The organism is Bradyrhizobium sp. CCBAU 11357, from assembly GCF_028128865.1.
GTDB lineage: Bacteria > Pseudomonadota > Alphaproteobacteria > Rhizobiales > Xanthobacteraceae > Bradyrhizobium.
In genome coordinates, this window is the sequence record NZ_LBJW01000008.1 from 23,514 (window position 1) to 46,361 (window position 22,848).

The 22,848-nt window shown below is 61.7% G+C and carries 23 protein-coding genes; 7 read left to right on the plus strand and 16 right to left on the minus strand.

The genetic code is table 11. The annotated features are described in order from the left end of the window. Positions 1–38: 38 nt before the first annotated feature. The 3 genes from XI05_RS01235 to XI05_RS01245 all read right to left on the minus strand — a co-directional run bounded on the left by XI05_RS01235 (position 39) and on the right by XI05_RS01245 (position 2,405). A complete protein-coding gene (locus tag XI05_RS01235) occupies positions 39–677 on the minus strand; it encodes an acyl-homoserine-lactone synthase (RefSeq protein ID WP_271498132.1) in 639 nt (212 codons plus the stop codon). A gap of 397 nt (positions 678–1,074) precedes the next feature. After that, entirely contained in the window at positions 1,075–1,800 is a 726-nt protein-coding gene (locus tag XI05_RS01240) for an autoinducer binding domain-containing protein (protein ID WP_271498134.1), read from the minus strand. Between the two features lie 179 nt (positions 1,801–1,979). Further along, entirely contained in the window at positions 1,980–2,405 is a 426-nt protein-coding gene (locus XI05_RS01245; RefSeq protein ID WP_271498136.1) for a hypothetical protein, read from the minus strand. A gap of 422 nt (positions 2,406–2,827) precedes the next feature. Between XI05_RS01245 and XI05_RS01250 the strand changes: the two genes are divergently transcribed. The 5 genes from XI05_RS01250 to XI05_RS01270 all read left to right on the plus strand — a co-directional run bounded on the left by XI05_RS01250 (position 2,828) and on the right by XI05_RS01270 (position 8,357). Next, entirely contained in the window at positions 2,828–3,802 is a 975-nt protein-coding gene (locus tag XI05_RS01250; RefSeq protein WP_271498138.1) for a tetratricopeptide repeat protein, read from the plus strand. Further along, positions 3,799–6,192, plus strand: a complete 2,394-nt coding sequence (locus XI05_RS01255; protein ID WP_271498140.1) for a TonB-dependent receptor — start codon at positions 3,799–3,801, stop codon at positions 6,190–6,192. Before XI05_RS01250 ends, XI05_RS01255 begins: the two co-directional genes overlap by 4 nt. Positions 6,193–6,197: 5 nt before the next feature. Next, positions 6,198–6,881: a Fe2+-dependent dioxygenase gene (locus tag XI05_RS01260; RefSeq protein WP_271498142.1), complete on the plus strand. Its 684-nt coding sequence runs from the start codon at positions 6,198–6,200 to the stop codon at positions 6,879–6,881. A gap of 65 nt (positions 6,882–6,946) precedes the next feature. Beyond that, on the plus strand, positions 6,947–7,405 hold the full coding sequence (locus XI05_RS01265) for a hypothetical protein (protein ID WP_271498144.1): 459 nt from the start codon (positions 6,947–6,949) through the stop codon (positions 7,403–7,405). 61 nt (positions 7,406–7,466) lie between these two features. Beyond that, the gene (locus XI05_RS01270; RefSeq protein ID WP_271498146.1) at positions 7,467–8,357 is read left to right on the plus strand and encodes an AraC family transcriptional regulator; all 891 of its coding nucleotides are present in this window, start codon (positions 7,467–7,469) and stop codon (positions 8,355–8,357) included. A 385-nt stretch (positions 8,358–8,742) separates the two neighbouring features. On the opposite strand, the gene XI05_RS01275 is transcribed toward XI05_RS01270, so the two are convergent. The 7 genes from XI05_RS01275 to XI05_RS01305 are packed head-to-tail and all read right to left on the minus strand — an operon-like array spanning position 8,743 to position 16,110. Next, positions 8,743–9,522: an SDR family NAD(P)-dependent oxidoreductase gene (locus XI05_RS01275; protein ID WP_271498148.1), complete on the minus strand. Its 780-nt coding sequence runs from the start codon at positions 9,520–9,522 to the stop codon at positions 8,743–8,745. After that, on the minus strand, positions 9,492–10,361 hold the full coding sequence (locus tag XI05_RS01280; RefSeq protein ID WP_271498149.1) for a fumarylacetoacetate hydrolase family protein: 870 nt from the start codon (positions 10,359–10,361) through the stop codon (positions 9,492–9,494). Before XI05_RS01280 ends, XI05_RS01275 begins: the two co-directional genes overlap by 31 nt. 22 nt (positions 10,362–10,383) lie before the next feature. Continuing rightward, positions 10,384–11,166: a 2-keto-4-pentenoate hydratase gene (locus XI05_RS01285; RefSeq protein WP_271498151.1), complete on the minus strand. Its 783-nt coding sequence runs from the start codon at positions 11,164–11,166 to the stop codon at positions 10,384–10,386. Between the two features lie 11 nt (positions 11,167–11,177). Then, a complete protein-coding gene (locus XI05_RS01290; RefSeq protein ID WP_271498153.1) occupies positions 11,178–12,059 on the minus strand; it encodes an alpha/beta fold hydrolase in 882 nt (293 codons plus the stop codon). Positions 12,060–12,080: 21 nt separating this feature from the next. Continuing rightward, positions 12,081–13,892, minus strand: a complete 1,812-nt coding sequence (locus XI05_RS01295; RefSeq protein ID WP_271498155.1) for an FAD-dependent monooxygenase — start codon at positions 13,890–13,892, stop codon at positions 12,081–12,083. 44 nt (positions 13,893–13,936) lie between these two features. After that, a complete protein-coding gene (locus XI05_RS01300) occupies positions 13,937–14,887 on the minus strand; it encodes a 3-carboxyethylcatechol 2,3-dioxygenase (RefSeq protein ID WP_271498157.1) in 951 nt (316 codons plus the stop codon). Between the two features lie 50 nt (positions 14,888–14,937). Then, entirely contained in the window at positions 14,938–16,110 is a 1,173-nt protein-coding gene (locus tag XI05_RS01305) for an ABC transporter substrate-binding protein (RefSeq protein WP_271498159.1), read from the minus strand. 161 nt (positions 16,111–16,271) lie between these two features. Between XI05_RS01305 and XI05_RS01310 the strand changes: the two genes are divergently transcribed. After that, on the plus strand, positions 16,272–17,057 hold the full coding sequence (locus XI05_RS01310) for a helix-turn-helix domain-containing protein (RefSeq protein WP_271498161.1): 786 nt from the start codon (positions 16,272–16,274) through the stop codon (positions 17,055–17,057). A gap of 583 nt (positions 17,058–17,640) precedes the next feature. After that, entirely contained in the window at positions 17,641–17,799 is a 159-nt protein-coding gene (locus XI05_RS01315) for a hypothetical protein (RefSeq protein ID WP_271498163.1), read from the plus strand. A 183-nt stretch (positions 17,800–17,982) separates the two neighbouring features. Here XI05_RS01315 and XI05_RS01320 read toward each other — a convergent pair whose 3' ends face one another. The 6 genes from XI05_RS01320 to XI05_RS01345 all read right to left on the minus strand — a co-directional run bounded on the left by XI05_RS01320 (position 17,983) and on the right by XI05_RS01345 (position 22,843). Beyond that, entirely contained in the window at positions 17,983–18,684 is a 702-nt protein-coding gene (locus XI05_RS01320) for an SDR family NAD(P)-dependent oxidoreductase (protein ID WP_271498165.1), read from the minus strand. 30 nt (positions 18,685–18,714) lie between these two features. After that, positions 18,715–19,521, minus strand: a complete 807-nt coding sequence (locus XI05_RS01325; RefSeq protein ID WP_271498167.1) for a glutathione S-transferase — start codon at positions 19,519–19,521, stop codon at positions 18,715–18,717. Positions 19,522–19,592: 71 nt separating this feature from the next. Next, positions 19,593–20,792, minus strand: a complete 1,200-nt coding sequence (locus XI05_RS01330) for an ABC transporter substrate-binding protein (RefSeq protein WP_271498168.1) — start codon at positions 20,790–20,792, stop codon at positions 19,593–19,595. Between the two features lie 74 nt (positions 20,793–20,866). Beyond that, positions 20,867–21,142 carry an iron-containing alcohol dehydrogenase gene (locus XI05_RS01335; RefSeq protein WP_271498170.1) on the minus strand — a complete coding sequence of 92 codons (276 nt, stop codon included), beginning with the start codon at positions 21,140–21,142 and terminating at the stop codon, positions 20,867–20,869. A 2-nt stretch (positions 21,143–21,144) separates the two neighbouring features. After that, positions 21,145–21,738, minus strand: coding sequence for an iron-containing alcohol dehydrogenase (locus XI05_RS01340; protein WP_271498172.1), 594 nt, complete (start codon positions 21,736–21,738; stop codon positions 21,145–21,147). Positions 21,739–21,832: 94 nt separating this feature from the next. Further along, a complete protein-coding gene (locus XI05_RS01345) occupies positions 21,833–22,843 on the minus strand; it encodes an NAD(P)H-dependent flavin oxidoreductase (RefSeq protein WP_271498174.1) in 1,011 nt (336 codons plus the stop codon). Positions 22,844–22,848: the final 5 nt, after the last annotated feature.

The following is a 22,848-nucleotide window of genomic DNA, read 5'->3' on the forward strand; positions in this document are numbered from 1 at the left end:
CCTTCCGGCCGTACCCGGAAAGCGTTGACCGCACAACGTCAAGCTGCGGCAGGAATAGACGTGACCGGAATCAAAACCCGGCCAGGGACGCCGGCGGCTTGGTAGAGCGCGTGAAGGGCCGCGTCAGAGGCATGAAGATATCCTGCGAGAGCTGTGGTTTGTCCGACACGGCATGGTGCGCCTAGCCGCTCGAGGGGCCACCCCGCGCGGCGCAGGATCCGTTCCATGCGAACGTCCGTCACCGTCACGATGCTGTCTGCATTTTGCGCTTTAAGATATTCGATCATGGCCGCAAACAGCATGATAGTTGCGCGATTGATGCCGTTGCCGGCAAGCTGGGAGGCCCGCTGTGTATCTACACAGAACCTCGAGCTTTCGAGGACCTTGTCACTTCGCGGCACTAGACTATCGCCCAGCAAGAAAGCAAATGTGTCCGCGAGCATGTTTGGCCCGACCGTCGGCAGCAGCCTGACGCTGCCCACCACAGCGCCATCATCAGTCAGCACCAGAAGATAGGTTGGACTGAGAGCGTCGAAGAGATCGACTTCCATATCCCCGGAAACCGCGACCGACCAATCGAGCCGGTCTTTGAAGATCTGCCTGCGTAGCCGATACATGTCGGCAAGCAGATCGACATGCTGTCCGAAAGCGAGATGGTTCAAGGCGGTTGCAAGCACGGTGACCTCCGGTTGAATCGGTGACAAACCACCACAGCAGAAACCGCGGTTTGCAGCGCCTGTGTTTTTTAACAGGCGCCTCCGGCAGAACCGAACTTAGAAGAAGTTTGATCTAACGAGATCCTGGGGCCCGGCCAACGAATGCCAGCTGTTCTTGCGGGCCAGCATACCGAACGCCACAGGCGCCGACTCATTCGTGGCAACGGCCGGAACGGGCTCGGCGGCTTCCATCGAACACGCCAGGCCCCTGAGGAAGTTCTCGGAGGTGTCACTGCCGACGGCGATACTGGTTAATGCGTACGTCTCGGCTGGCTATTTTACACGGCCGCGCCCGTATGTTCCGCGATAAACTGGCGACCCTGCAAGCTCAGGCGGCAGGAAATCTGGATGAAATGGCCTAGGTCAGCAGGCGACGACGGATGGCCTCGGCGACACACTGCGCGATTGACGTCGCATCCAGCTTGCGCTTTGCATTCTCCAGGTGAAAGGACACGGTTCGGGGCGAAATTCCCAGCAGCAGCGCGCTTTCTGAGACCGTCTTGCCACGTGCCGCCCAGGCGAGGCATTGCCGTTCGCGATGTCCGAGGACCGCATCGACCAGCGGTACTTCGGCGACCAACTGGCGCGCCGCCAGATGCGTGTGGAAGTGCAATCCGACCAGACGCAATATCTGCGCCGAGGTCGCAATCAAGCGCTCGGGATGCAAACCACGATCATCGCTGGCCAGCGTAAACGCCGCCATGCGGCCAAACCCGCCACGGATCGGTATCGTCACGCCGCAGCGAATGCCAAAGGAGACGGCCTCATCAAAGAACCTGCGCTGATCCTTCGTGCCACCCGGCCCTGCCGCGCCGCTCCTCCAGCCGAAAAGGTCATGGTCCAGCCGGGCCCTGCGAATCACCGGATCAAGCTGCTGATAGTGCAGATCGAAATAGCGGCTTGACCACGATCTGGGATAGCAGGAGATCAGCTTCGGTGCCCCCTCGACTATCTTTAGATAGGCAAACCAGCGAAAGCCAAGACACACCGCTGTGCGCGCCGCCGTACGCTCAAACTCAACGTCGTTGCGCGCCAGCTCGATCGCATCCACGAAGTCCTGAAACACGCGATCCAATCTCTTCATCGTGACTGATCCGATACGCAGCGACCGCCGCCGGGCTCGTGACGGGTGGTCCGGAAAGGGCATTCTGGTCAAGGCCACGTCGCGGCGCTGAGCAACGTCGCTTTCGAGAGCAATCGCTGTCGAAGCGAGAGTTCAGAGCGCCTCCTCGTTCGAGGACAACAGGTCGTCTGGAAAGATCTTCAGCCTGCCTCACCCGGTCGCCTACTTGGAGATAGGGGCTTCAGCAGCGCTTGCGCCGTCTCCAGCGCCTCTGCCTCCGAAGCGGCGATCAGCATCGGGTATCCCCAAAACTTCTCTGACACGATCTGGAAGGCTCTCATGCCAAGCCGCTTCGTCCTTGAGGGCTCAACATAGATCAGGGCTTTCACAAATTCGCGCAATCGCGGTTTGTGCTTCTTTGACCAGAGCGCAAGCCTTCTCTGCTCACCTGGATCGTGCTCGTGTTCGTCGATGTCGGCGTTTGCCCCTTGCCCTATGATGACGAAGGGCTTGCCACGATCGAGCAGGGCTTCGAAGGCGGCGAAGGCCTCGTCAGCCGTTCCGGCCGAGCCCTGATCGTAAGATAGCCTTACAATCGGAAAAGTCGCGGTATTCAACAGCATCATCACCCCTATCGGTTCAGTTTGCGCAGCGTGGTTCAATTCGCGTGCGCATGACCAGTGACGATAGTTTGGATGATGCCTCAACTCATTCATCCAAGGCGCCAAAGCGTTGCCCAAAACAGACAATCACGGCGACCGGCAACCAGGTGCTGCGTTGCCAGGCCCTGGTTACCAAGTCTTGGCGGCATTTTGGACGAATTCTTGGCCGCTGGCCGAATTGAGCAATGGTCTGGCCGGATTGCACGATGCAGCGCCGCACCGGGCTGCTGTAGCCATTCCGTTAAACCCCGGCCTGCGCGAAGCGAAGCACGATGCCAATCCACCCACAGCCCAGAGCTGTTCCTGAGCGCCTGTCCAGGAGGCTTGCAAATCCCTACGCCTCAATGGCCCTGCCCCGACCACTCCTACAAATTCGCGCGCAACGTTTGACCAAGGCGCAGCTGCGTGACTTGCTCGTCAGCAATCCCCACGATGCGACGCAGTGGATCAAGGCGGCAGCCGCGGCCGATATCATTCCCGCGCAGATCGTCTGGGGCCAGTTGCTGCTCGATGGGACGCAGGCCGCGCGTGATCCGGTGGCTGCCTTCGTCTGGTTCGAACGTGCCGCCCAATTCGGGGACCCGGACGGACAAAACATGGTTGGCCGCTGCTACGAACAAGGCTGGGGTGTCGAGCCAAATCCGAAGCTCGCGACGGAATTTTTCGAGCTGGCCGCAGCAGCCGGCCACGTCTGGGGCCAGGTCAATCTGGCGCAGATGCTGATGCGCGGCGGAGATCCGGCGGATCGGCCGCGGAGCTTCGAGCTGTTTCGGGCAGCAGCGGAAGGCGGCACCTCCAAGGCCAACCTGAAGGCAATGAATTCGCTTGCGCGATTTCTTGAAGAAGGCTGGGTCGTGCCGGCCAATCCGAGAGGCGCCCTGTACTGGTACAGCCGCGCAGCGGCGCTTGGCGATCACTGGGCCCAGTACAATCTGGCCACGATCCTGCACGCTGGCGGTGACCCGGCCGGTGCCGATGTTTGGCTGGAACGGGCGGTGTCCGGTAGCGATGATGGCTTTCGCCGGCGCATTGCGCCGCTGTTGCTGGCGCACGGCGAACTTGCGCTCCGCCGGCATGGCCTCGAGGCACTTAGGCGCGTAGCAGCTTCCGGCAGTGCCGCCGATGTGCAGGCGTATGCCTCCGCACTCCACGACGTTGCGGCCACAGCCTCTGACGTTGAAGACGCTAGGAGGCTGTTTGAGCTGCCGGCGGCCGATGGACGTCTGGATTCGCAGAATTGTCCCGAGGCGTCGATCGGCCGACGCCTTGTTGGCTACCTCGGCCACCGTATCGCAGCGATGTCACGCCGCATCGCAAGATTATCCAACGCAACATCATCCTGCTCGAAGGGGGCTCTGTGACCATCATCGAAACCTTGCGACCAGCACTTTCCGGACTTGGGGCAGCAGCGAGCCTTGCAAACGGCTTTCTATTCGTTACCGCCGCCAACGCGGAAGGCCAGAACAATCAACCGATGTCGGCGCCTGCGGACAAGGCTACAGCGCTTCCACCGGTCGAGGTGGAGGCTCCCGTTACCAAGCGGCGACGAGCGTCGAACGCCGGCTCGAAGCCGGCCTCGAGACCTGTCTCGGTCAGCCGCCCAAGCAAACCGGCCGAACCGCGTCCGCAGGCTGCGTCCTCGACTCTTTCGCCTGGGAATTCGCTGCAGCGGACCACTGGTCTCAGCCGTCTTTCCGATTCTCTACAAAGCACGCCGCAAACCGTCACCGTCATACCGCGCCTTGTGATCGAGCAGCAGCAAGCAGCAACGATCAATCAGGTGCTCCAATATGTGCCCGGAATCACCGTCGCCACCGGAGAGGGCGGCGGTGGCATCAACGGAGATCAGTTCCGCATCCGGGGTTTTGACGCTTCTGGCGATGTGTATGTCGACGGCTTACGCGACTTTGGTTCCTATGTGCGCGATAGCTTTGCAACCGAAAACGTATTGGTGCTGAAGGGACCCTCGTCACAGAGCTTCGGTAATGGCACGACGGGCGGCGTCATCGAGATCGAAAGCAAGAAGGCCCATCTCGGCGACCAATCAACGTTCGAGGCCTCGGCTGGGACAGGCCCCTACGGACGCGGCATCTTGGACATCAACAAGCAGATCAACGACACGACGGCGCTGAGATTCATCGCCATGGGGAACGGCCAGGATATTGTCGATCGCGACCATGTCTATTCCGACCGGGGCGGCTTCCTCGGCTCGCTAGGACTTGGCCTCGGCACCGAGCAGTCCCTGATCGTCAACTACATGCATCAGCAGAGCGTACAGCGCCCTGATTTCGGGGTCCCCATCGTGAGTGCACCCGGCGTGATCGGAAGGCCGGTGACGGAGTACGGAGTTCCGCGCTCGAATTATTTCGGACGGGAAAGCGACCGCGACAGCGCAACCGCCGACGTTGCGACCGCTCTCTACAAGGGCGAATTCGGTGATTGGCTCACGCTCACGAACGACACGCGTGTGGGGTACTACACACGTGACCTGAAGTTTACGCCTGCGCTGTGCGCCTCGCCCGGCTTCCCGTTTCCAAGCAGCTGCGCAACGGACGTTCTCGCCGGAAATCTGGCGACGCCCTACACAATCTGGTCCGTCGGCGGGACCAAGCAGGTCAGTCACGGCGGGGAAAACGTAACGACCGCCACGATGCGTTTCGACACCGGACCGTTCCGGCACAAGCTCGTCGCCGGCTTTGATGTCTATTCCCAACACGCGACGACGGATTTTTACCTTCCTTCAGGCCCCGAGCCGGCAGGGACTCTTCTCAATCCCATCTTTGCAAACTCACCCGGCTTTGCCCTGACGGTGTCGCCGGGCAATCAATTGTCGGCCACGAGCTGGGATATCGGCCCTTTCATAAGCGATCGCATGTGGTTGACGCCCATGTTCTCGATCCTCGCGGGCGTTCGATGGGATCACTATCGGGTGGACGGCCAGGTAGGCGCGTCTCCGCTTGCGACGACGAGCGAGTTCGCCAGCCCAAAAGCATCCCTGATCTTCGAGCCCACCGCGCATCAAAGTTACTACTTCAGCTATGCACGTTCATTCACGCCGCCGGGCAACAACATCACTTCGCTGAGTTCGTCGCTCGGCCTGTCTCAGGCGCCACGCGCTGCAAACCTTGAGCCGGAAGCGGATACGACCTTCGAGGTCGGTGCTAAGTGGGGCCTGTTCGAGGACCGGCTCGGCGTGACGGCAGCATTGTTCCGCGTCGAGAAGAACAACGCGTCCTATACCGACCAGGCATCGGGAATCCAGACGACGACTGACGACAAGGTGCAAGTCCAGGGAGTTGAGCTCGGATTGACCGGCAAGCTCACGGCGAATTGGGACGTTCAGGCTTCCTATTCCTACATGGACAGCAAGATCATCGCCTCGTCGATCAGCCCGTTCACGCCCGTCTCGGCCGCAGGAAACCGGGTCCCGTACGTGTCTCAGCATGGCCTGGCGATCTGGACCACTTACGACATCGCTCCCCTGCTGCCCAACGTGCCGGGTCACTTCCTTGTCGGGGGCGGGCTCAATTATCGTTCGGACTATTACCTCAACAACCTCAATTCGATGGTGATCCCGGCAGCGACCACGATCGACGGGTTGCTCTCCTACGATCCCAACGAGCGGCACCATCTTGCGCTCAAGGTTACGAATCTCACGAACAAGCTGACCTACAGCTCGGCTTTCGGAAGCGGCTACGCGACTCCCGTCGCGGGCCGTAGCTTCACCCTCACCGCAGCAATCAGGTTCTGAAGAAGATGCTCATCGAAATCCCCCAACTGCTAACCGCCGAAGAGGTAACCTCCGTACGCGACATCATCGAGAGGGCGGATTGGATCGACGGACGGGCAACGGCAGGTGAGCTGGCATCGCGCGCCAAGCACAATGCTCAGGTCCCCGAGGACTCGCCTCAGGCTCACCAAGCCGGCGACATTATCCTGCGGGCTCTCGGCCGGAATGCACTGTTCAACAGTGCCGCTCTACCCCTGCGCGTCCTACCGCCCCTTTTCAATCGATACGACACCGGGATGTTCTTCGATGCCCATGTCGACGGCGCAGTGCGATCCGCGCATGGACTCGGCATTCGCATGCGGGCCGATTTGTCTTCGACCCTCTTCCTCACAGCGCCCGATGACTACGACGGTGGCGAACTGATCATCGAAGACAGTTACGGCGTTCACGCCGTAAAGTTGGCGGCCGGCAGCATGGTCCTGTATCCAGCGGGGAGCCTGCATCGTGTGAGCGAGATCACCCGAGGTGCGCGCTTGTCATCGTTCTTCTGGACCCAATCGATGATCAAGGACGAGGGGCTTCGCACGACGCTCTATGATCTCGACCGTGGCATTGTTGACTTGCGCAAATCCGTGCCCAGCGATGCACAAGGCATCCTCATGCTTACCGGCGTCTATCACAATCTTCTAAGACGATGGGCGGAGCTGTGATGGCAGCCGACCCTCCGCACGAACCCAGGATGCAAATTAAGATGTCGACTTCGAGGATTACGGCGATGACTGATCTGACGAACGAACTCGCCGCTCGATTCGCCCGTCAAAGGGTGGCATTGCTGTGGTCGGTCTGTGGCCTCGGAAACACGATCTACGCGGTCATCCAAATCCTTACATGGGTTAACCGTCAGATCGACGGCTCCGGCACGGCGCCAACGGCGTTCGATGCGATGGCTCTTTGGTACTTTGGCGTCGCATGTTCGATATGGATCATTCCTGCCCTACTTCCTCTCGTCACGCGGCGGCGCGCCGCGATTCTTGGTTCCTTGCTGCTAGGTGGCTTTCTGATGGTCACCAGCGTCGTGGGCGGCGTTTTCGACGGCATGCGCGATGGGCTTCATATAGCAGCGACCGCAATTGTCTCTGTGGCTCTGCCCGGAATCTATGCAGCTCGCGCCTCCTGGCGGCTGCTGCGAATTGCGCATGCGCCTGCAAATCTCGTCAATGAATCCGACTTTTGAGCCAGCACCTAGGCGCTCGATGACAGCCGGTTTAGATTAGCTCAAAAAAGTCGCGTTTAGGATGGCCGCTCCCCTGTCGATTTGCGATGGTCGACTTCGAACATCTCGGCAGGCAAGTCGCCGGCACAAGACTTTGAAAGGCGGCGAGATGCTCCATCGCTTTGTTGACACCGACATCGACCGCGTACCCCGCGCCGTTGCACTGCGAAGCGGAATTCTGTCGAATGATTGGACCTATGATCGGCACCAGCATCGCAAAGCTCAATTGCTGTACTCCAAGCGGGGCATTCTTTGCTGCGAGACGGCCAATAAGGTTTGGCTAGTACCGCCCGGATGCGCGTTATGGATCCCCGGTCAGCTGGCGCACTCGGCTCGTGGCGCTGGTCTCGTAGAATGCCACTGCCTGTATATTGAACCGAGCGCCACCAAAAGCCTGCCCAAGACGTGCGCCACGATCACGATATCACCCTTGATCCGGGAGCTGATCCTCAGAGTGGCTGAACTTCCGGAGTGTTATCCGCTCGGAGGTCGCGAAGATCGACTGGTGATGACCTTGTTGGACGAGCTGTGCGATGCGCCGATCAGTGACCTGAACTTACCGATGCCAAGAGAGGCGCGTCTTCGGCGTCTCGCGGAGATGCTGATAGCCGATCCGAGCGCGAAGACCTCGTTCGCGAATTGGGCAAGTGCGCTTGGCATGAGCGAGCGCACCTTAAGCCGCTTGCTCATACAGGAAATCGGAATGAGCTTCGGACGCTGGAGACACCAGCTTCATGTTATCCTGGCATTGCAAAGAATGGCGCGCGGTGACAGCGTCAAGACAGTCGCCATAGAGCTCGGATACGAGAACGCAAGCAGTTTCGTCAATATGTTTCGAAAGACCTTAGGCAAGCCTCCGGTTCGCTATCTGGCAGAACATCGCGAAACTGCAGTGAGCGGCATGACTGTATAGATGCCCTACTCGTCCAAGTCGCCGGAAATGTCAGTCGAGATCAAACCCCTGAGCGGAAGCTTCGTAAACGATTTCGAGCAGGGCAATCTGGATCTGCTCATAAGCCTAGAGGAGATGCTTCGGATCGTCATCCCAGCGCATTGATCTAGATGAGACTTCAATTCCTCCAGGGCACGGAGCGAATCCTGACCTGCCATCACCGCCATGCGGAGATGTATTCGAAGCCGTATGACCTGAGGATCGTCAATGCCCCTTCGAGATCCCGCCCATCGAGATGCTGATGCAGTCGCACAAATTCAGAGAGGACGATCCGGCTCTTTCCTAATTTCGAGGCCTCATGCAATCAGTAGCGAAGGCAATCTGACGCGTCCGAAGGACGATGCCGTCAATATGTCGCCCGGCCGCCAGACAGATCAAACACCGCACCCGTACTGAACGAGCATTCTTCACTTGCGAGCCAGCAGACTAGCGACGTCGCTTCCTCAACGGTACCGAACCTCCCGAGCGGTATCTTCGACAGCATAAAATCGATGTGCTGGGGTGTCATCTGGTCGAACAGCGGCGTTCTGATGGCCGCGGGCGTGATGCAGTTGACGCGGATGCCGGTCGTGGCCGTTTCCTTGCCCAGCGATTTGGTAAGCGCGATCACCGCAGCTTTGGACGCACTGTAGGCCGAAGCGTTCGGGTTGCCTTCTTTTCCTGCGACCGAGGCGACGTTCACGATGCGACCGTAGCCGCCCTTCTCCATCGGGCGGACAGCGGCGCGGTTGCAGTAGAAGGCCCCGTTGACATTGACCTCAAAGACCTTGCGCCAATCGCTGCCCGGGTAATCCTTCAGGGCGCCATTCGGTCCCGTGATGCCGGCGCTGGCTACCAGAATGTCGAGCCGGCCGCCCAGCTCGTCGATGCTCCGCCGCATGGCGGCATCAGCCGCGTGTTCCTCCCCGACGTCGACCGACTGCGTGTGTGCCGCGCCGGCCTCCGCCGCTGCGGCGGCGAGGGCGGAGGCGTTCAAGTCCCACATAGAGACCCGGGCGCCCTCGGCCGCCAGGCGACGAGCCGCGTCGCGACCGATGCCGGACGCCGCGCCAGTGACGACGGCCGTTCGTCCTTCGAATCTTCCGCTATAGACGGTCACGATCGCGGCCTCGCGGCGGGCGACCATTCGCGAGTTTGCTGGCGTTGCGTTCCGAGACTCTCGATTCCGAGCGTCATGACGTCGCCCGGCTTGAGATAGATCGCAGCGGGCTTCTTGCCCATGCCCACCCCGGGCGGCGTGCCGGTCGCGATGATATCGCCGGGCATCAGCGTCATGAAGCGGCTGACGTAGCTGACGATCTCGGCGCAGTCGAAGATCATGGTCCGGGTGTTACCCGCCTGCATGCGTTTCCCATTGACGTCGAGCCAGACGTCGAGCGCCTGCGGGTCGGCAACCTCGTCCGTCGTCACCAGCCAGGGTCCGACAGGCCCGAAGCTGTCGCAGCCCTTTCCCTTGTCCCACGTGCCGCCGCGCTCCATCTGATACTCGCGCTCGCTGACGTCGTTCACGACGCAGTAGCCGGCGACGTGAGCGAGCGCGTCGGGGCGCTCGACGTACGAAGCTCGCGCGCCTATCACGATGCCGAGCTCGACCTCCCAGTCCGACTTCGTCGAACCTTTCGGCAGAACGACGTCGTCGTTCGGACCGCTGAGTGACGTGATCGCCTTCTGAAATACGATGGGCTCGGAGGGCAGCGGAAGGTTCGCCTCCGCCGCATGATCGGCATAGTTCAGACCGATTGCTATGAACTTTCCGACATCTGCGACCGGTACGCCGAAACGCGGCTCGCCGGCGACGAGCGGCAGCGTGGATGGAGCAATCGCAGCGATCTTTTCCAACGCTGAACGCGACAGGTTGGCGGGGGTGAGGTCGGCGATGACGTTCGACAGGTCGCGCAGGCGGCCCCGATCGTCGACGAGCCCTGGCTTTTCGGCGCCGGGATTACCGAATCTGACGAGCGTCATTTGGGTGTCCCTTCGGACGTGCTTAGGCGAACCGTGCCGAGACAGTGCCAAGCCCAGCGATGTTGGCCTCGAAAGCGTCGCCCGGGTTCACGGGCACCATCGGACCGAGCGCTCCGGAGAGCACGACGTCGCCGGCGCGCAGCGGCCGCTTGCGGCGAGCAAGTTCGCCGGCGAGCCAGGCTATCGCGTTGAGCGGATTGCCGAGACAGGCCGCGCCGGCCCCCTTCGAGACGATCTCGTCCTTCCTCGTCATCTGCATCTGGAGGGCACGGAGATCCAAGCCATCCAGTCGGCGCACGGGCCCTCCGAGGACGAAAAGACCCGACGACGCGTTGTCGGCGACGGTATCGACGATGCCGATGTCCCAATTGGTGATGCGGCTGCCGACGATCTCGAGGGCGGGCATCGCGTAGGCCACCGCGCGCAGCACGTCGGCCACGGTGGGCGCCTCGACCTCGACGTCCCGATCAAGAAGGAAAGCCACTTCAGCTTCGATCTTCGGCTGAAGCACACGCCCCGCAGCGACAGGCTCGTCCTCGCCCACGATCATATCGGCGAAGAGAACTCCGAAATCTGGCCTGTCGACGCCGAGTTGCTTCTGCACCGCGCGCGATGTCAGCCCGATCTTGCTTCCGACCACGCGACGACCTTCCTTCTCCCAATGCGCTGTGTTCTCCTGCTGGATCGCGTAGGCCGCGTCGACGTCTAGGTCCGCCAACTGCGGCCGAATAGGCGCGATCGGAGCGCCCGAATAAGCGGCGCGGATCTGAGCGGCGAGTTCGCTGCGCTTGGTTTGCTGGTTCATCTGAACGATCCTTATTTGCCGGTCCGCAGGAATTCGATCTGGAGCCGATTGAACTGCTCAGCGTCCTCGAACTGGGGCCAGTGGCCGCAGCGGTTCATGACCACGAATTTCGAGCCCGGAATCATGTCCGCGATTTGCTTCCCCTCCTCGGGAGTCGCGGTCGGATCGTGCGAGGTCCATACGACCATCGTTGGGGTGTTGATCGACCGGTATTGGTCGGCGGTGATCATGTTGGGCCGGCGGATTTCCATCTCCTGCAGGCACATGATCCGCTTCATCGTGTCGGCGAACCCCGGTTGCGCGTAGATTGCGCGGCGGGTCTCGATCAGATCGTCCGAAACCATGCTCTTGTCGCACATCAGGAATTCGAGCCGCGCCTTGATCCGCTCCCAAGAAGGATCGGATGCAGCCTCGTTGGACAGCCTTTTCAGCCGCTCCATCACCTGGGGATGCGCCGTCCAGCCACCGGCGGTGTTTAGGACAAGCTTCTCCACCGCAGCAGGACGATGCACGGCCAGATAGGTAGCGACCCAGCCGCCGAGCGACTCACCACTGATCATCGCCTTATCCCTGCCCAGCTTCTTGAGGACAGCGAGGACGTGGTCGGCGTAGTCCTTGACCTGGTAGTCGATGGCCGGCTTGTCGGTCCAACCGTGTCCCAGCATGTCGATGGCGACGAACCAGAAATGATTGGCGTGCGGACCGAAGTTTCTGGAATATGCCTCTGCATGGCCGCCGACGCCGTGCAGCGCCAAGACGAGCGGCTTGGACGGGTCGCCCGACTCGATGCAGCGGGTCCGAATTCCGCCGGCGTCGATGAAGTGCTGTTTGAAGGAAAAGCCCCTCAGATCGGCCCAGACGCTGGAAAAGTTCTCTGGTCTTTTGTCGCTCATAGCTGGTCTCGTTCGTTGATGTCAGGCGAAAAGCGGGGTGCCGCTGGGCCTCGACGGAGAGGATCGTTTCTCGCGCGGGATGGCCGAGAGGTCCGGGAGATCAAGGACCGCCCGGATGGCTGCACTGAGCCGATCGAAGGCCGCGCTTGCGTCGGACGTCCCCTCCATGTCGCGCCAGGCGACCACGCCATCCGGGCGGACAAGCAGAACTCCGGCTTCCTCGATCTCGCGAATGCGCTGCCACTCGCAATAGAGGTCCTGTGCCTCAGGCGAACCTGTCACCACGACGCGGAGGAATGGCAGATCGAGGCGCAGCGCTGCTTCCTTCCATGCCGCGCCGGCGAGGCCGGTCACGACGGTGAAGAGGCCCTTTCCGGTCACGTCCAGCGTCGACACGCGCAAGCCATCACGATCGACGAGCCAGGCATGCGGGATCTTGGCACCCGGGCGCGACGTCGGTTGATGGTAGAGGCCGCGATCCCGCCGCCACTCCTCCGGCTTGACATCGACGTCGGGAATCACGGCCGAGGATTCGTACCGCTGGTTCATCTCGGTGCCTTGGGCGTTGAATTCCGTCTGCTTCAGGTTCAGCGCCGCCTGGGCCGCCTTCCGGGCGGCCACGCCTTCCGGACCCGGATCGCGGAAGCGCGCGATGCCCGCGCCGACCGGGTTCTCAGCGCCCTGCACCCTGAAGCATGCGTTCAGCGGGGCGTAATCGAGCCGGGATTGGTTCGCCCGCAGCACGATCTGCTTTCCGACCGGCGCCCGCTCCTGCGAGTAGCTTTCCAGCAGCTTCGGACCGGCCCAGCCCTTAACCGAGTAGGCGAGCTTCCAACCGAGGTTGTGGGCGTCCTGGACGCAGGTATTGTTGCCCAATCCGCTTGACGGCGGGTGCCGGTGGACCGCATCGCCGCCGCAGTGCACCCTGCCTTTCGAATATTGGGTCACGTAGGCCTGGTTTACGTACCAGATCGATGTGCGCACGATGTCGATGTCGACGGATGGGTCGCCGATCAGAACCTTTATCTTCGGAATGATCGTTTCCGGAGATAAGTCCGGCTCGCCCTTGCTGATGTCGAAACCCCAGCCGGCGATCCACTGCGTCCAGGGATGCACGGCCCGCAGCAGGCCCATGCCGATCTCGCCGAAGCTCGCATCCGGCGTCACGATCCAGTTCAGGATGCTCGGCCGATGCTTGCTGTATTTGGTCAGGTCACAGTTGAAGACGGTGTAGACGGTACCTGCGCGCGCCATCTGTCCTTCGATCGGCAAGCCCAGATGGTCCACCACCCAGGAGCGCGCCCCGTCCGCACCCACCATATAGCGCGCGCGGACAGTGTACTCTCGCCCGTCGAGGCGATCGCGCAACATGGCCGTCACGCCGTCCGCATCCTGCTCATGCCGGACGTACTCGGTGTTGAATGCGAAGGTCGCGCCCTTCTCGGCCGCCTTTTGAAACAGAATTGGCTCTAGCAATGGTTGGATGATGTCGACCATGCCGCAGGGGCTCGCGCGCAGATAATCGCCGCGGCGGTCGTCACCGGTCCCCCACGTCCGCATCCGGATCAACTCGGAGCCGGCCAAGCTGGTCGTGAAGGTCGTGTCGCCCATGAGCTCCCAGGGGCTCGCGTAGCGGGCGACGTCCTCCGCGATTCCGAGATCGCGGAAGACCTCGTTGGCACGCTGGTTCGTGATGTGGGCGCGCGGGCTGTCGGCCATCCAGTTGCCGCGCGATATGATGTGACTGCGAACGCCGCAAATGGCGAGCGCCAGGGCGGTCGTCGAGCCCGTGGGGCCGGCGCCGATGATGAGTACGTCCGTTTCGTATGCCATTTGCCTGCTCCGCGAAGCTTCCGCATTCGCGCGGGGTTAGTCGATCAATGAGATCCGTCGGCCTGTCTGGCCGCCATCATCGCCATGCCGGCGATCCAGCCCGGAATCGCTTCGTAGAATTCCTGCTCCATCTTGAATTGGCCGCCCGTGGAAAAGGCCCCGAAGGCGGCGACCCATGCGAGCACCTCGTTGGCGCCGCGCCCCGCGACTTCGCGGACCTTGCCGGTCTCGAGCGCGTCGGCGCGCCAGATCTGACCGCTCCGCAGGATCTCCATGAACTCCGCATCCCACTCGGGGTTGAGCGGCTGGCACGGCCCCTTGCCCGCCTCGGCGAGAACACCTGCCTCGAGCACGCGCTTCTCGCGGGCTTCCTTGGCCTCGGCCGTCGGATTCCGGCCGTTGATCAGGCGTTCACGGATTTCGGGCGGCGCATCCTTGATCGACGGGAGCGGTGGATCGTGTGAGAGCCCGCCGGATGCGGCAAACAGCACCCGCTTGCCGGACCGCATGGCGAAGCGGCCAACGGATTCACCGAGTTGGCGGGCCCGGCGATAGGTCGGCACCGGGGGCGCGGCGGCGTTCACGAAGATCGGCAAGATCGGAATGGACTTGAAGTCCCCGAACATCGCTTCCCACAACTGGACGAAGCCGTGATCGACCGGCATGCGGTAGGACACCGCGATGTCGAAATCCTCGGCCCGCACGTGGTCGATGAGTTCGAGCGCCGTCTTCTCCGGAACGTCCAGCGGGCCTGTCCCGCCTCCCCAGTCGCCCAGCGAGACGGCTCCGGCTCCGACGCAGAACGCGGGCATCAGGTCGTAGAAGAAGCCGTTGAAGTGATCGGGCGCGAACTGGACGATGTAGTCCGGCGCGAACTCCTTCACGAAACTTCCGAGACGTCCGAACGCGGTTCGGACGCGCTGCTCGGTCTCATTGCTGGCAGGTCCCTTGTACATCAAGGGAGTATGGGAAGCGCAGACGATGGCGACTGACATGGTCGAATTCCTTCGAACGTCGAGTTGATCTCTCGAATGATGGCGGCAGCCTACTTCTTCACCAGCTGACATGAGCTTTCGGAAAGCGGGCGATTGACGGATTCACCAGGCAACGTCTGCACGACGTTGTAGAGGTCCCAATCACCCTTGTTCTCTCCGGGCTTCTTCACCTGGAGCAGGTACATGTCGTGGATCATCTTGCGATCTGCGCGAATGTAGCCGTCGGCCGCGAAGAAGTCGTGTACCCGCTCCTTTTCCATCCGCTTCATCACCGTCGGAGCGTCGTCGGTGCTCGTCGCCTTGACCGCCTTCAGGTAGTGCGCGACGGACGAGTAGACGCCGGCATGGAAGCCGGTCGGCATTTGCTTCGCCTTCGCGAAGAATTTCTCGGCCCAGGCGCGCGTTTCGGGCGTCCGGTCCCAGTAGAACGGGGACACTTCGTAGGCGTCATGCGCGATCTTCAGGCCCACCGCATGTACGTCCGTCAGCACCGATTGTAGCGGCACGATCTTGGCCTTCGCGCTCAGCCCAAATTCATCGGCCTGCTTCAGCGCCGTCACGGTATCGCCGCTGGAAGCCGCGATCGCGATGACGTTGGCGCCCGCGCTGGAGGCGGTCAGCAGAAAGGACGCAAAGTCGGATGTGTTCGGCGGAAAGACGGAGTTGCCCACCACCTGGCCGCCGTTGAGCTTGACTTGCTCCGACGTATCGCGCGTCAGGGCATTGCCGTACGCCTGATCGACAGTCAGGAAGTACCACTTGGTACCACCTGCCTCGATCACGGACTTGGCTGCGCCCTTTGCGAGATTGTAGGTATCGACCGTCCACTGGACCGTAAGCGGCGAACAGGCCTTGCCGTTGAAGTCGGACGAGGTCGATCCCGAGAGCAGCATGATCTTGCTCTTCTGAGCGGCCATGTTCTGGACGGCGAAGCCGATCGGCGAGCCCTGCATGTCCGCGACCGCATCGACGCCTTCCACGTCGAACCAGCGGCCAGCGATCTGAGAACCGATGTCGGGCTTGCCGGAATGGTCGGCCGAGATCACTTCGACGTTCAGGCCAGCGCCGAAGTCTTCGGCGGCCATCTGGGCGGCGACGACCGAACCCTTGCCGTTCGCCATGGATGTCGGACCGGCGATGTCGGTCAGAACGCCGATCTTGACCTTGCCATCGCTGAGGTTCGGAGTGCCTCCGGCGGTCTGCGCCGCCGCTGGCGCCGCCAAGGCCAGACACACGGCCGAGGATAAATAAAACCTTGAATGAACCATCGTTTCCTCCCGTCGCCGCCTGTTTGGGCGTGCGGACGATGGATTGCCGCCGATTGAACTATGATTCCATCTGAGTCTGTGAAATGTTCGCACTGCGAACACGTCCGGAGGCGATCATGCACCGCAATGTCAGGGCACTTTCCCGAGGATTGGCGCTGATCAATGAGCTAAATGCGAGCGGACCGTCGAACGTCGTACGGCTCGCGAAGAGGACCGGTCTCAACCGGACGACCTGCTATCGCTTGCTCGATACGCTACGCGAAGATGGCTACGTGACCTTAGACGAGACGAACGCCCTCTTCGCATTGACGCCGCAGGTGCGCACCTTGAGCGAAGGGGTGTCTTCGCGCGACCTATCGAGCCAGGCGGCTCTGCCTGCGATGTTCGGTCTTCTGGATGACGTCTCATGGCCCAGTGACTTCGGAGTCTTCGAGCTCGGCTCGGTGCTCATCCGCGAGAGCACACATCCTTTCAGTCCGTTCTCCGTTCATCGCTCAATGGTCGGAAGGAGGAGATCCTTGGTGCGTAGTGCGCTTGGGAAGGCCATCCTGGCCGCCTGCGCGCCGACGCTACGGCGTGAAATGCTGGACCTGACCGCATCGCTGGTCGAGGAAGACGCGGCGTTGGCGAAGGACCACCGCTTCATCAACGATATTCTAGCGCAAACAAAGACGGACGGCTACGCATCGTCGGTTGGTGGATCGGAGGCGGGCATCAGTGCGATCGCACTGGCCATTCCAGGCGGGGGGCCCGTTCTCGGCAGTCTCAATCTGATCTTCTTCTCATCCTCGATGACTCCTGAAATGGCAGCCAAGAAGTATCTGGCGAGCATGAAGAGGGCTGTAAAAGAGATCGAGCGGCGGTGGTCTGCCGCTAACAAAGCGCGCGGAAAGATCGCCTGACAAGTTGTCACGCGCTTCCGCTCAGCGCCAAAAGTAGTCATAAGCCCATGTCATCTTATGGCCAATCGCGACATATCGCGCTGCCGCACGAACATGGTCGCTATTGGAGCGAAGCGGACGTAGTCACCAGTCACATGACGCCGCCAAGCTTATGGGTACACGGCCTAGCTTGCCGTATATTGCGCCTTCACGTGGTTACGGACGATGTTGACCTCCGATGGGCTCGACGTCGCGATCGCCGGGTCAGGTTTAACGGCCTACAACTTCGGTGGCGTGCTCGGCACATTGATGTGCGCCATGGCCGTCACCCGGTACCGTTCCGCTGTGCAGCCCTTTTCGGCGCCGCCATCGCGCAAACTACAACTTGCGCGAGGCATTAGCGGTGGCCTTGAGGTAGATTCGAGCTATCGGATAATGGGGAGAGCTGCGGCGTAGAAATGGCGGAGAGAGAGGGACTCTCTGCCACCCCTAGGGCGCAGCCCAAAAATCGACTGGAAAATCATCATCTTCCGGCTAGCCAGGTGGTCGATGTTTAGTGCAAAGGTGTGCCAGCCGCAAGCCAAAGGCGGCAGCGATCCCGATCTTGATCGTTAATCGAATCCTTGGCTATCGCGCAGTCGCATCGGTGCTCAGACAGACGCTGCTCTATGTCGGACCGGCGAAGTGGAGCCCGCAGAGCGCCACCGCGACTTCGGTCGAAGAGGCCCTGTCGTCCTCCATGGCAGCGACGCACGGGCGCTGATCCGACCGTCGGTGGCCGAGCCGAGGCCCGCTTCCGCCCTGGGCTGGCTAGCTAGCCCGATCTCGATGTCCAAGCCACGGGCTTCAATCGCCCTCGTCTCAAGGCCGCCTTTTTGTGCCGTCTGGGCCACCCTCGCGACATTTCGTAGTCCGGAAGGATGCGCCCCGCGGCGACACTTCTCGACTACCAGCTTTCTCCAAACGGTCGCAATTCAACGTTGAACGACCACGCGCTGCGGTCCTGGTGGACGACGTGCCAGATCTCATCCGCGATGGCGCGCGGCTTGATGAAGAAATCGTCTGGTCGGTCCGGCCAGCGCTTCCGCGTCCATTCGAGATCAATCACGGCATCGACGACAACATAGGCGACGTGAACACCCTGCGGTCCGAGATCACGTGCCATCGCTTCGGCCAGAATTCGCTGCGCCGCCTTGGTCGGCGCGAAACCTGCAAAGCCGGCTTTGCCCCGCAATGCCGACGTGTTGCCGGTGGCCACGATGGCGCCCTGGCCAGCCGTCACCATCGCTGGGGCAAATCGCCTTGCCAGATATAGCAGCCCCATCGTGTTGACCTGGAAGTTGCGGTTCAGGATAGACGGATCGATTTCGCGAAATGTGCCGAATGCACCGCCAACCGCGTTATGAATCACCACAGCGGGATTGCCGAGGTCGCGCTCCACGGCGGCTCCGACCGCTTCGACTTGGTCAGGATCGGAAACATCGCAGCGAAATCCCTTTGCGCCCGGCAGTTCCTTCTCCAGGGCCGCCAAACGTTCCTCGTTCCTGGCCAGCAGAGCGACGCGATAGCCGCTCTCGGCAAATCGCCTTGCGAGAGCGGAACCTGTGCCGGGGCCGACACCGGATATCAGGCAGACAGGCGCGGTCATGCGATCAGTCCTCCTCGCTCGGCCGGCTGCTCAGGCAGCGGCCTTCGACAACAGCTTTTCGACGTATGGCTTTAGATCAGGCCGGAAATGCACGTGCTCGACGAGACGGGAGAAATGAGCAAAAGTCAGCGGATAGTCATCTTGGACCGCCGGATGCAGGATCCTCTCCAGCCCAAGCTTGCGCAACTGATTGGCCCGCGCATGCTCGTTCATGAAAAGCGCCAGCTCCGCAGCGAAGCAGATGTCGGCCAGCGATAGCCCAGTGCCCACCAGCGCCTCGCGCTGCTGCGACAGCGCCCGCTCGATGCCCGAAGCATAGATCGCAAACGCCTCCTGGGCTCGCGCATGGACGGCGGCATCGACCGTGTCGCTCGATAGCGCCAGGAGATAAATCTGTGAGTCCCTGGCGAAGACCAGGCTGACATCGAGAAAGCTGTCGATCCTGGACGCCTCATAGGCGTCGCGACCATAGAGCGCGGACTTCGACTCGCCGAGCCGCGCCACCGCCCGCATGATGCTGTTCGACTCGAAGATCCCGATTGTCCCATGAGGCCCGAAAGCGGCGGGCACGTTGCCGAACGGCTGCGCTGCCATGAACGCATCGGTCTTGAAGAGTTGCGAGCCGGTCAGCCCAACGCGACCGGTTCGAGCCAGCGAAGATAGCGAGGCGCGTTCATGCTCCGCTAAAGGATGGGCGTCATAGTCCCACAACCAGTCCCGGAGCTCCTTGGGCGGAGCTCCCCTGACCTCTACCTCCACACCGCAGAACCGCGCTGCGATGGTCGCCTTCCAGACCCGGGGGTTCGGCAAGTAGGAGAATATCCGCAAGTCAGCCATGATGCCTCCTCCTGATCGTCTCCGCCCTCGTCGGTCCTCGCCTCGAGGCCGAGAAGTCACGGGGCGGAAGGTTACTCCGAGCTTGCGTCAAGTATCCCACCGAACGGCTCCCAGTGGGTTCCGGTCCAGCGCTGAAGCTGCAGTTGCGTCCAAACCATATTGTTGGCCTCGCTGGTGTTGATCCGGATGCCGGGCAATGCGGTCGACAATGTGAAGTTCTTCAGCGACTTCGCTTGCCTAATGACGTTCTCGCGCGAAAGGTCGTCGCCGCATTGCTTGAGGATCTGTTCTAGCAGCATGCCCTGCTGATAGCCGGTCAGATAGCTCGTATTGGTGATATCGGAGCCTGCCAGATAACGATCGAAGAAGGCACGATAGGCCTTGATGGCATCGTCGTCTTTCCAGCTCTCGTCGTTGGGATCCTTGTTGAAGGTGCCGACGATGACGCCGACGGAATTCTCCAGCCCTGCCGGTTTGATCGTTCCGGCGATCGACGACGACGGGAAGTTGATCAGGATCGTTGGCTTCCACGCCGTCTCGGCGGCGCGGCGGATCGCCTGCGCGGCGAACTTGGGCGTGCCTGCGATGAACAGCGCCTGCGCACCCGAGCTCTTCAGCGCTACGACTTGCGAGTCGATCGTCGGCTCGGTGACCTCGTAGCTGGCGGTGACTACGCGCTTGTCGAACTCGGGGCCGAGAACGGCCTTGAACGCGTTGACGTAGTCGCGGCCGAGATCGTCATTCTGGTAGAGAATGGCGTATTTCGCCGAGGGCAACGCGCGCGTCAGATATTTGGCGTAGATCTTTCCTTCGGTGTCATAGCTGACGAGGCTGGTGGTGGTCAGCGGATAGTCCTTGACATTGGTGAACTTGCTTGCGCCTGTGACGATTGCGATCGTCGGCACGCGCTTGGCAGCAAAATATTTTGCCACGGCAGTATTGCCTGCGGTACCGAGCTGGCTGAACATGAACGCGACTTCGTCGCCTTCGACGAGTTTCCGTGCATGCTCCACCGATTTCGGCGGGCTGTAGGCGTCATCCAGCATCAGATAGTCGATCTTGCGTCCATTGATGCCGCCGCGCTCGTTGACCGATCGCATATACGCCAGCACGCCATGCCCGACCTGGCCGATCGAAGAAGCAGGCCCGCTGAGCGGAAAGATGCCGCCGATCTTGATGCTTGTCGCGGTGACACCGACCGGATCGGCTGCCCAGCAGGGCGCGGATGTCGCAATCAGGAATGCACAAGCAAGTCGGATGCCTCTAAACATTGCGTATTCCTCCAAGGTTGCTTTTCGCACGCGGCCTTCCATGCGGTCGGCCATGACGGAAAACTGGCGCTTCTTCAGGCGGCCAGCCTGAGTATCTTGACGATGTCACCTGGCTCGCGGATCGGCTGCGGATTGGCCCGCGTGAAGATCGAAAGCATGGCGTTCTTGCCGATCAGCTCGAAACGGTCCTCGGCCACGCCGACCTCGGCGAGCCGCCGCGGCAGGCCGAGCTCCGCGATGAAGGCCGCGAAGGCTTCACCGGCATCACGGCCGGGCGCGCCGAGCGCGGCGGCGACCGATCGCTGAGCCTCTTGCGTGGCCGGCAGATTGTAGCGCAGCACGCTCGGCATCATCACCGCCGTGCAGAATTGTATCTTGTGATCGCCGGATCAAGGATGATGCTGCGCGGCATCATCATCGGATGATTGAAAATCTGCTTCAGCTTGCGGCCGGAGTCGGTGACCAGCGCGCCTGAATTGTATTCACCGCCGGAGAGCGTGCTCGGGATGGCGATCATCCGCACCTTCGGGGTTCGGAACGGTCCGAAGCGGCGGTCTGGCGTGGTCTCGAAGCCGTCGAGCCCCCTTGGTTCGAAGATCTCGTGCTCCATGCACATCAGCACGATCTTTGCCGCGTCGACTACCGAGCCGCCGCCGATCGCAACGACCAGGTCGGCCTGGGCATCCCTGGCCTGCCGGGCGATCTGCGTCACCACCTCCCGGGTCGTGTGCTGCGGCACGCCGTCAAAAGTCGCCGCATGGCGCTCACCGAGCGCCGACCGGATCTTCTCGATTTCGTCGGTCGTGGTGTTGAGGGTGCGGCTCGCGATCAGATAGACGCGCCTGGCGCCCAGCCGCTCGGCCTCCTCCCGCAGCGCCTCCGGCGCGGGCTTGCCGTAGATCACGGATTCCATGGTGGGATATTGATGGCTACCGACGACGGGCATGCTCTTCCTCCCTGGTGTACTTTTCTCCGCACCGCTGCGGCGCCGGGTCACGCCGCCGCCAACCGCCCCGGTTTGTGCTCCCTCTCACCCTTCGTCAGGCGACCGCGAGGGCCCGCTGCGCCTCGACCTTGCCGTCGAGGAAGCCGGTCAACCGCTGGCGTATGATCGATTCCGCCTCCGCCATGATGCGGTCGATCAATTCCTTGACCGTCGGGATGTCGTGGATCAGCCCGACCACCATGCCGCAGCTCCACGCTCCCGCATCCATCTGACCCTCGACCATCACCTTTGGATAGACGCCGGCCACCTGGTCGATGATGTCGTCTATCTTCAGACTTTCGCCCTTCTCGCGCTCGATCTCGAGCAATTCGCTGACGCCCTTGTTCTTCAGCACGCGCTCGGTGTTGCGCAGGGCGCGCATCACCAGCACGGTGTCGAGCTCGGTCGCCTTGACCAGCGCCTGCTTCACGTTGTCATGGACCGGCGCTTCCTTGGTGGCCACGAAGCGCGTGCCCATGTTCATGCCGGCCGCACCCATCGCGAGCGCGCCGACAAGACTGCGTCCATCCGCCATGCCGCCGGAGGCCACGAACGGGATCTTCAGTTCGTCCGCCGCCCGCGGCAGCAGGATCATGTTCGGGATGTCGTCCTCGCCGGGATGACCGCCGCACTCGAAGCCATCCACGCTGACGGCGTCGCAGCCGATCTTCTCGGCCTTGAGCGAATGCCGTACCGAAGTGCATTTGTGGATCACCTTGATGCCGGCCGCCTTCAGCGCCGGCATGTAGGCTTCCGGGCTGCGGCCCGCAGTCTCGACCGCCTTGATGCCGCCTTCGCGAATGGCGGCGATGTATTCCGGATAGGGCGGCGACGACAGCGTCGGCAGGAAGGTCAGGTTTACGCCAAATGGCTTGTCGGTCATGTCGCGGCACCGCGCGATCTCCTTGGCGAGGAGTTCCGGCGTCTTCTGGGTCAGACCGGTAATGATGCCGAGTCCGCCGGCATTCGACACGGCCGCCGCCATTTCGGCGAAGCCGACATAATGCATGCCGCCCTGGATGATCGGATGCTGGATACCAAACAGTTCAGTGATTGCTGTCTTCACTTGAA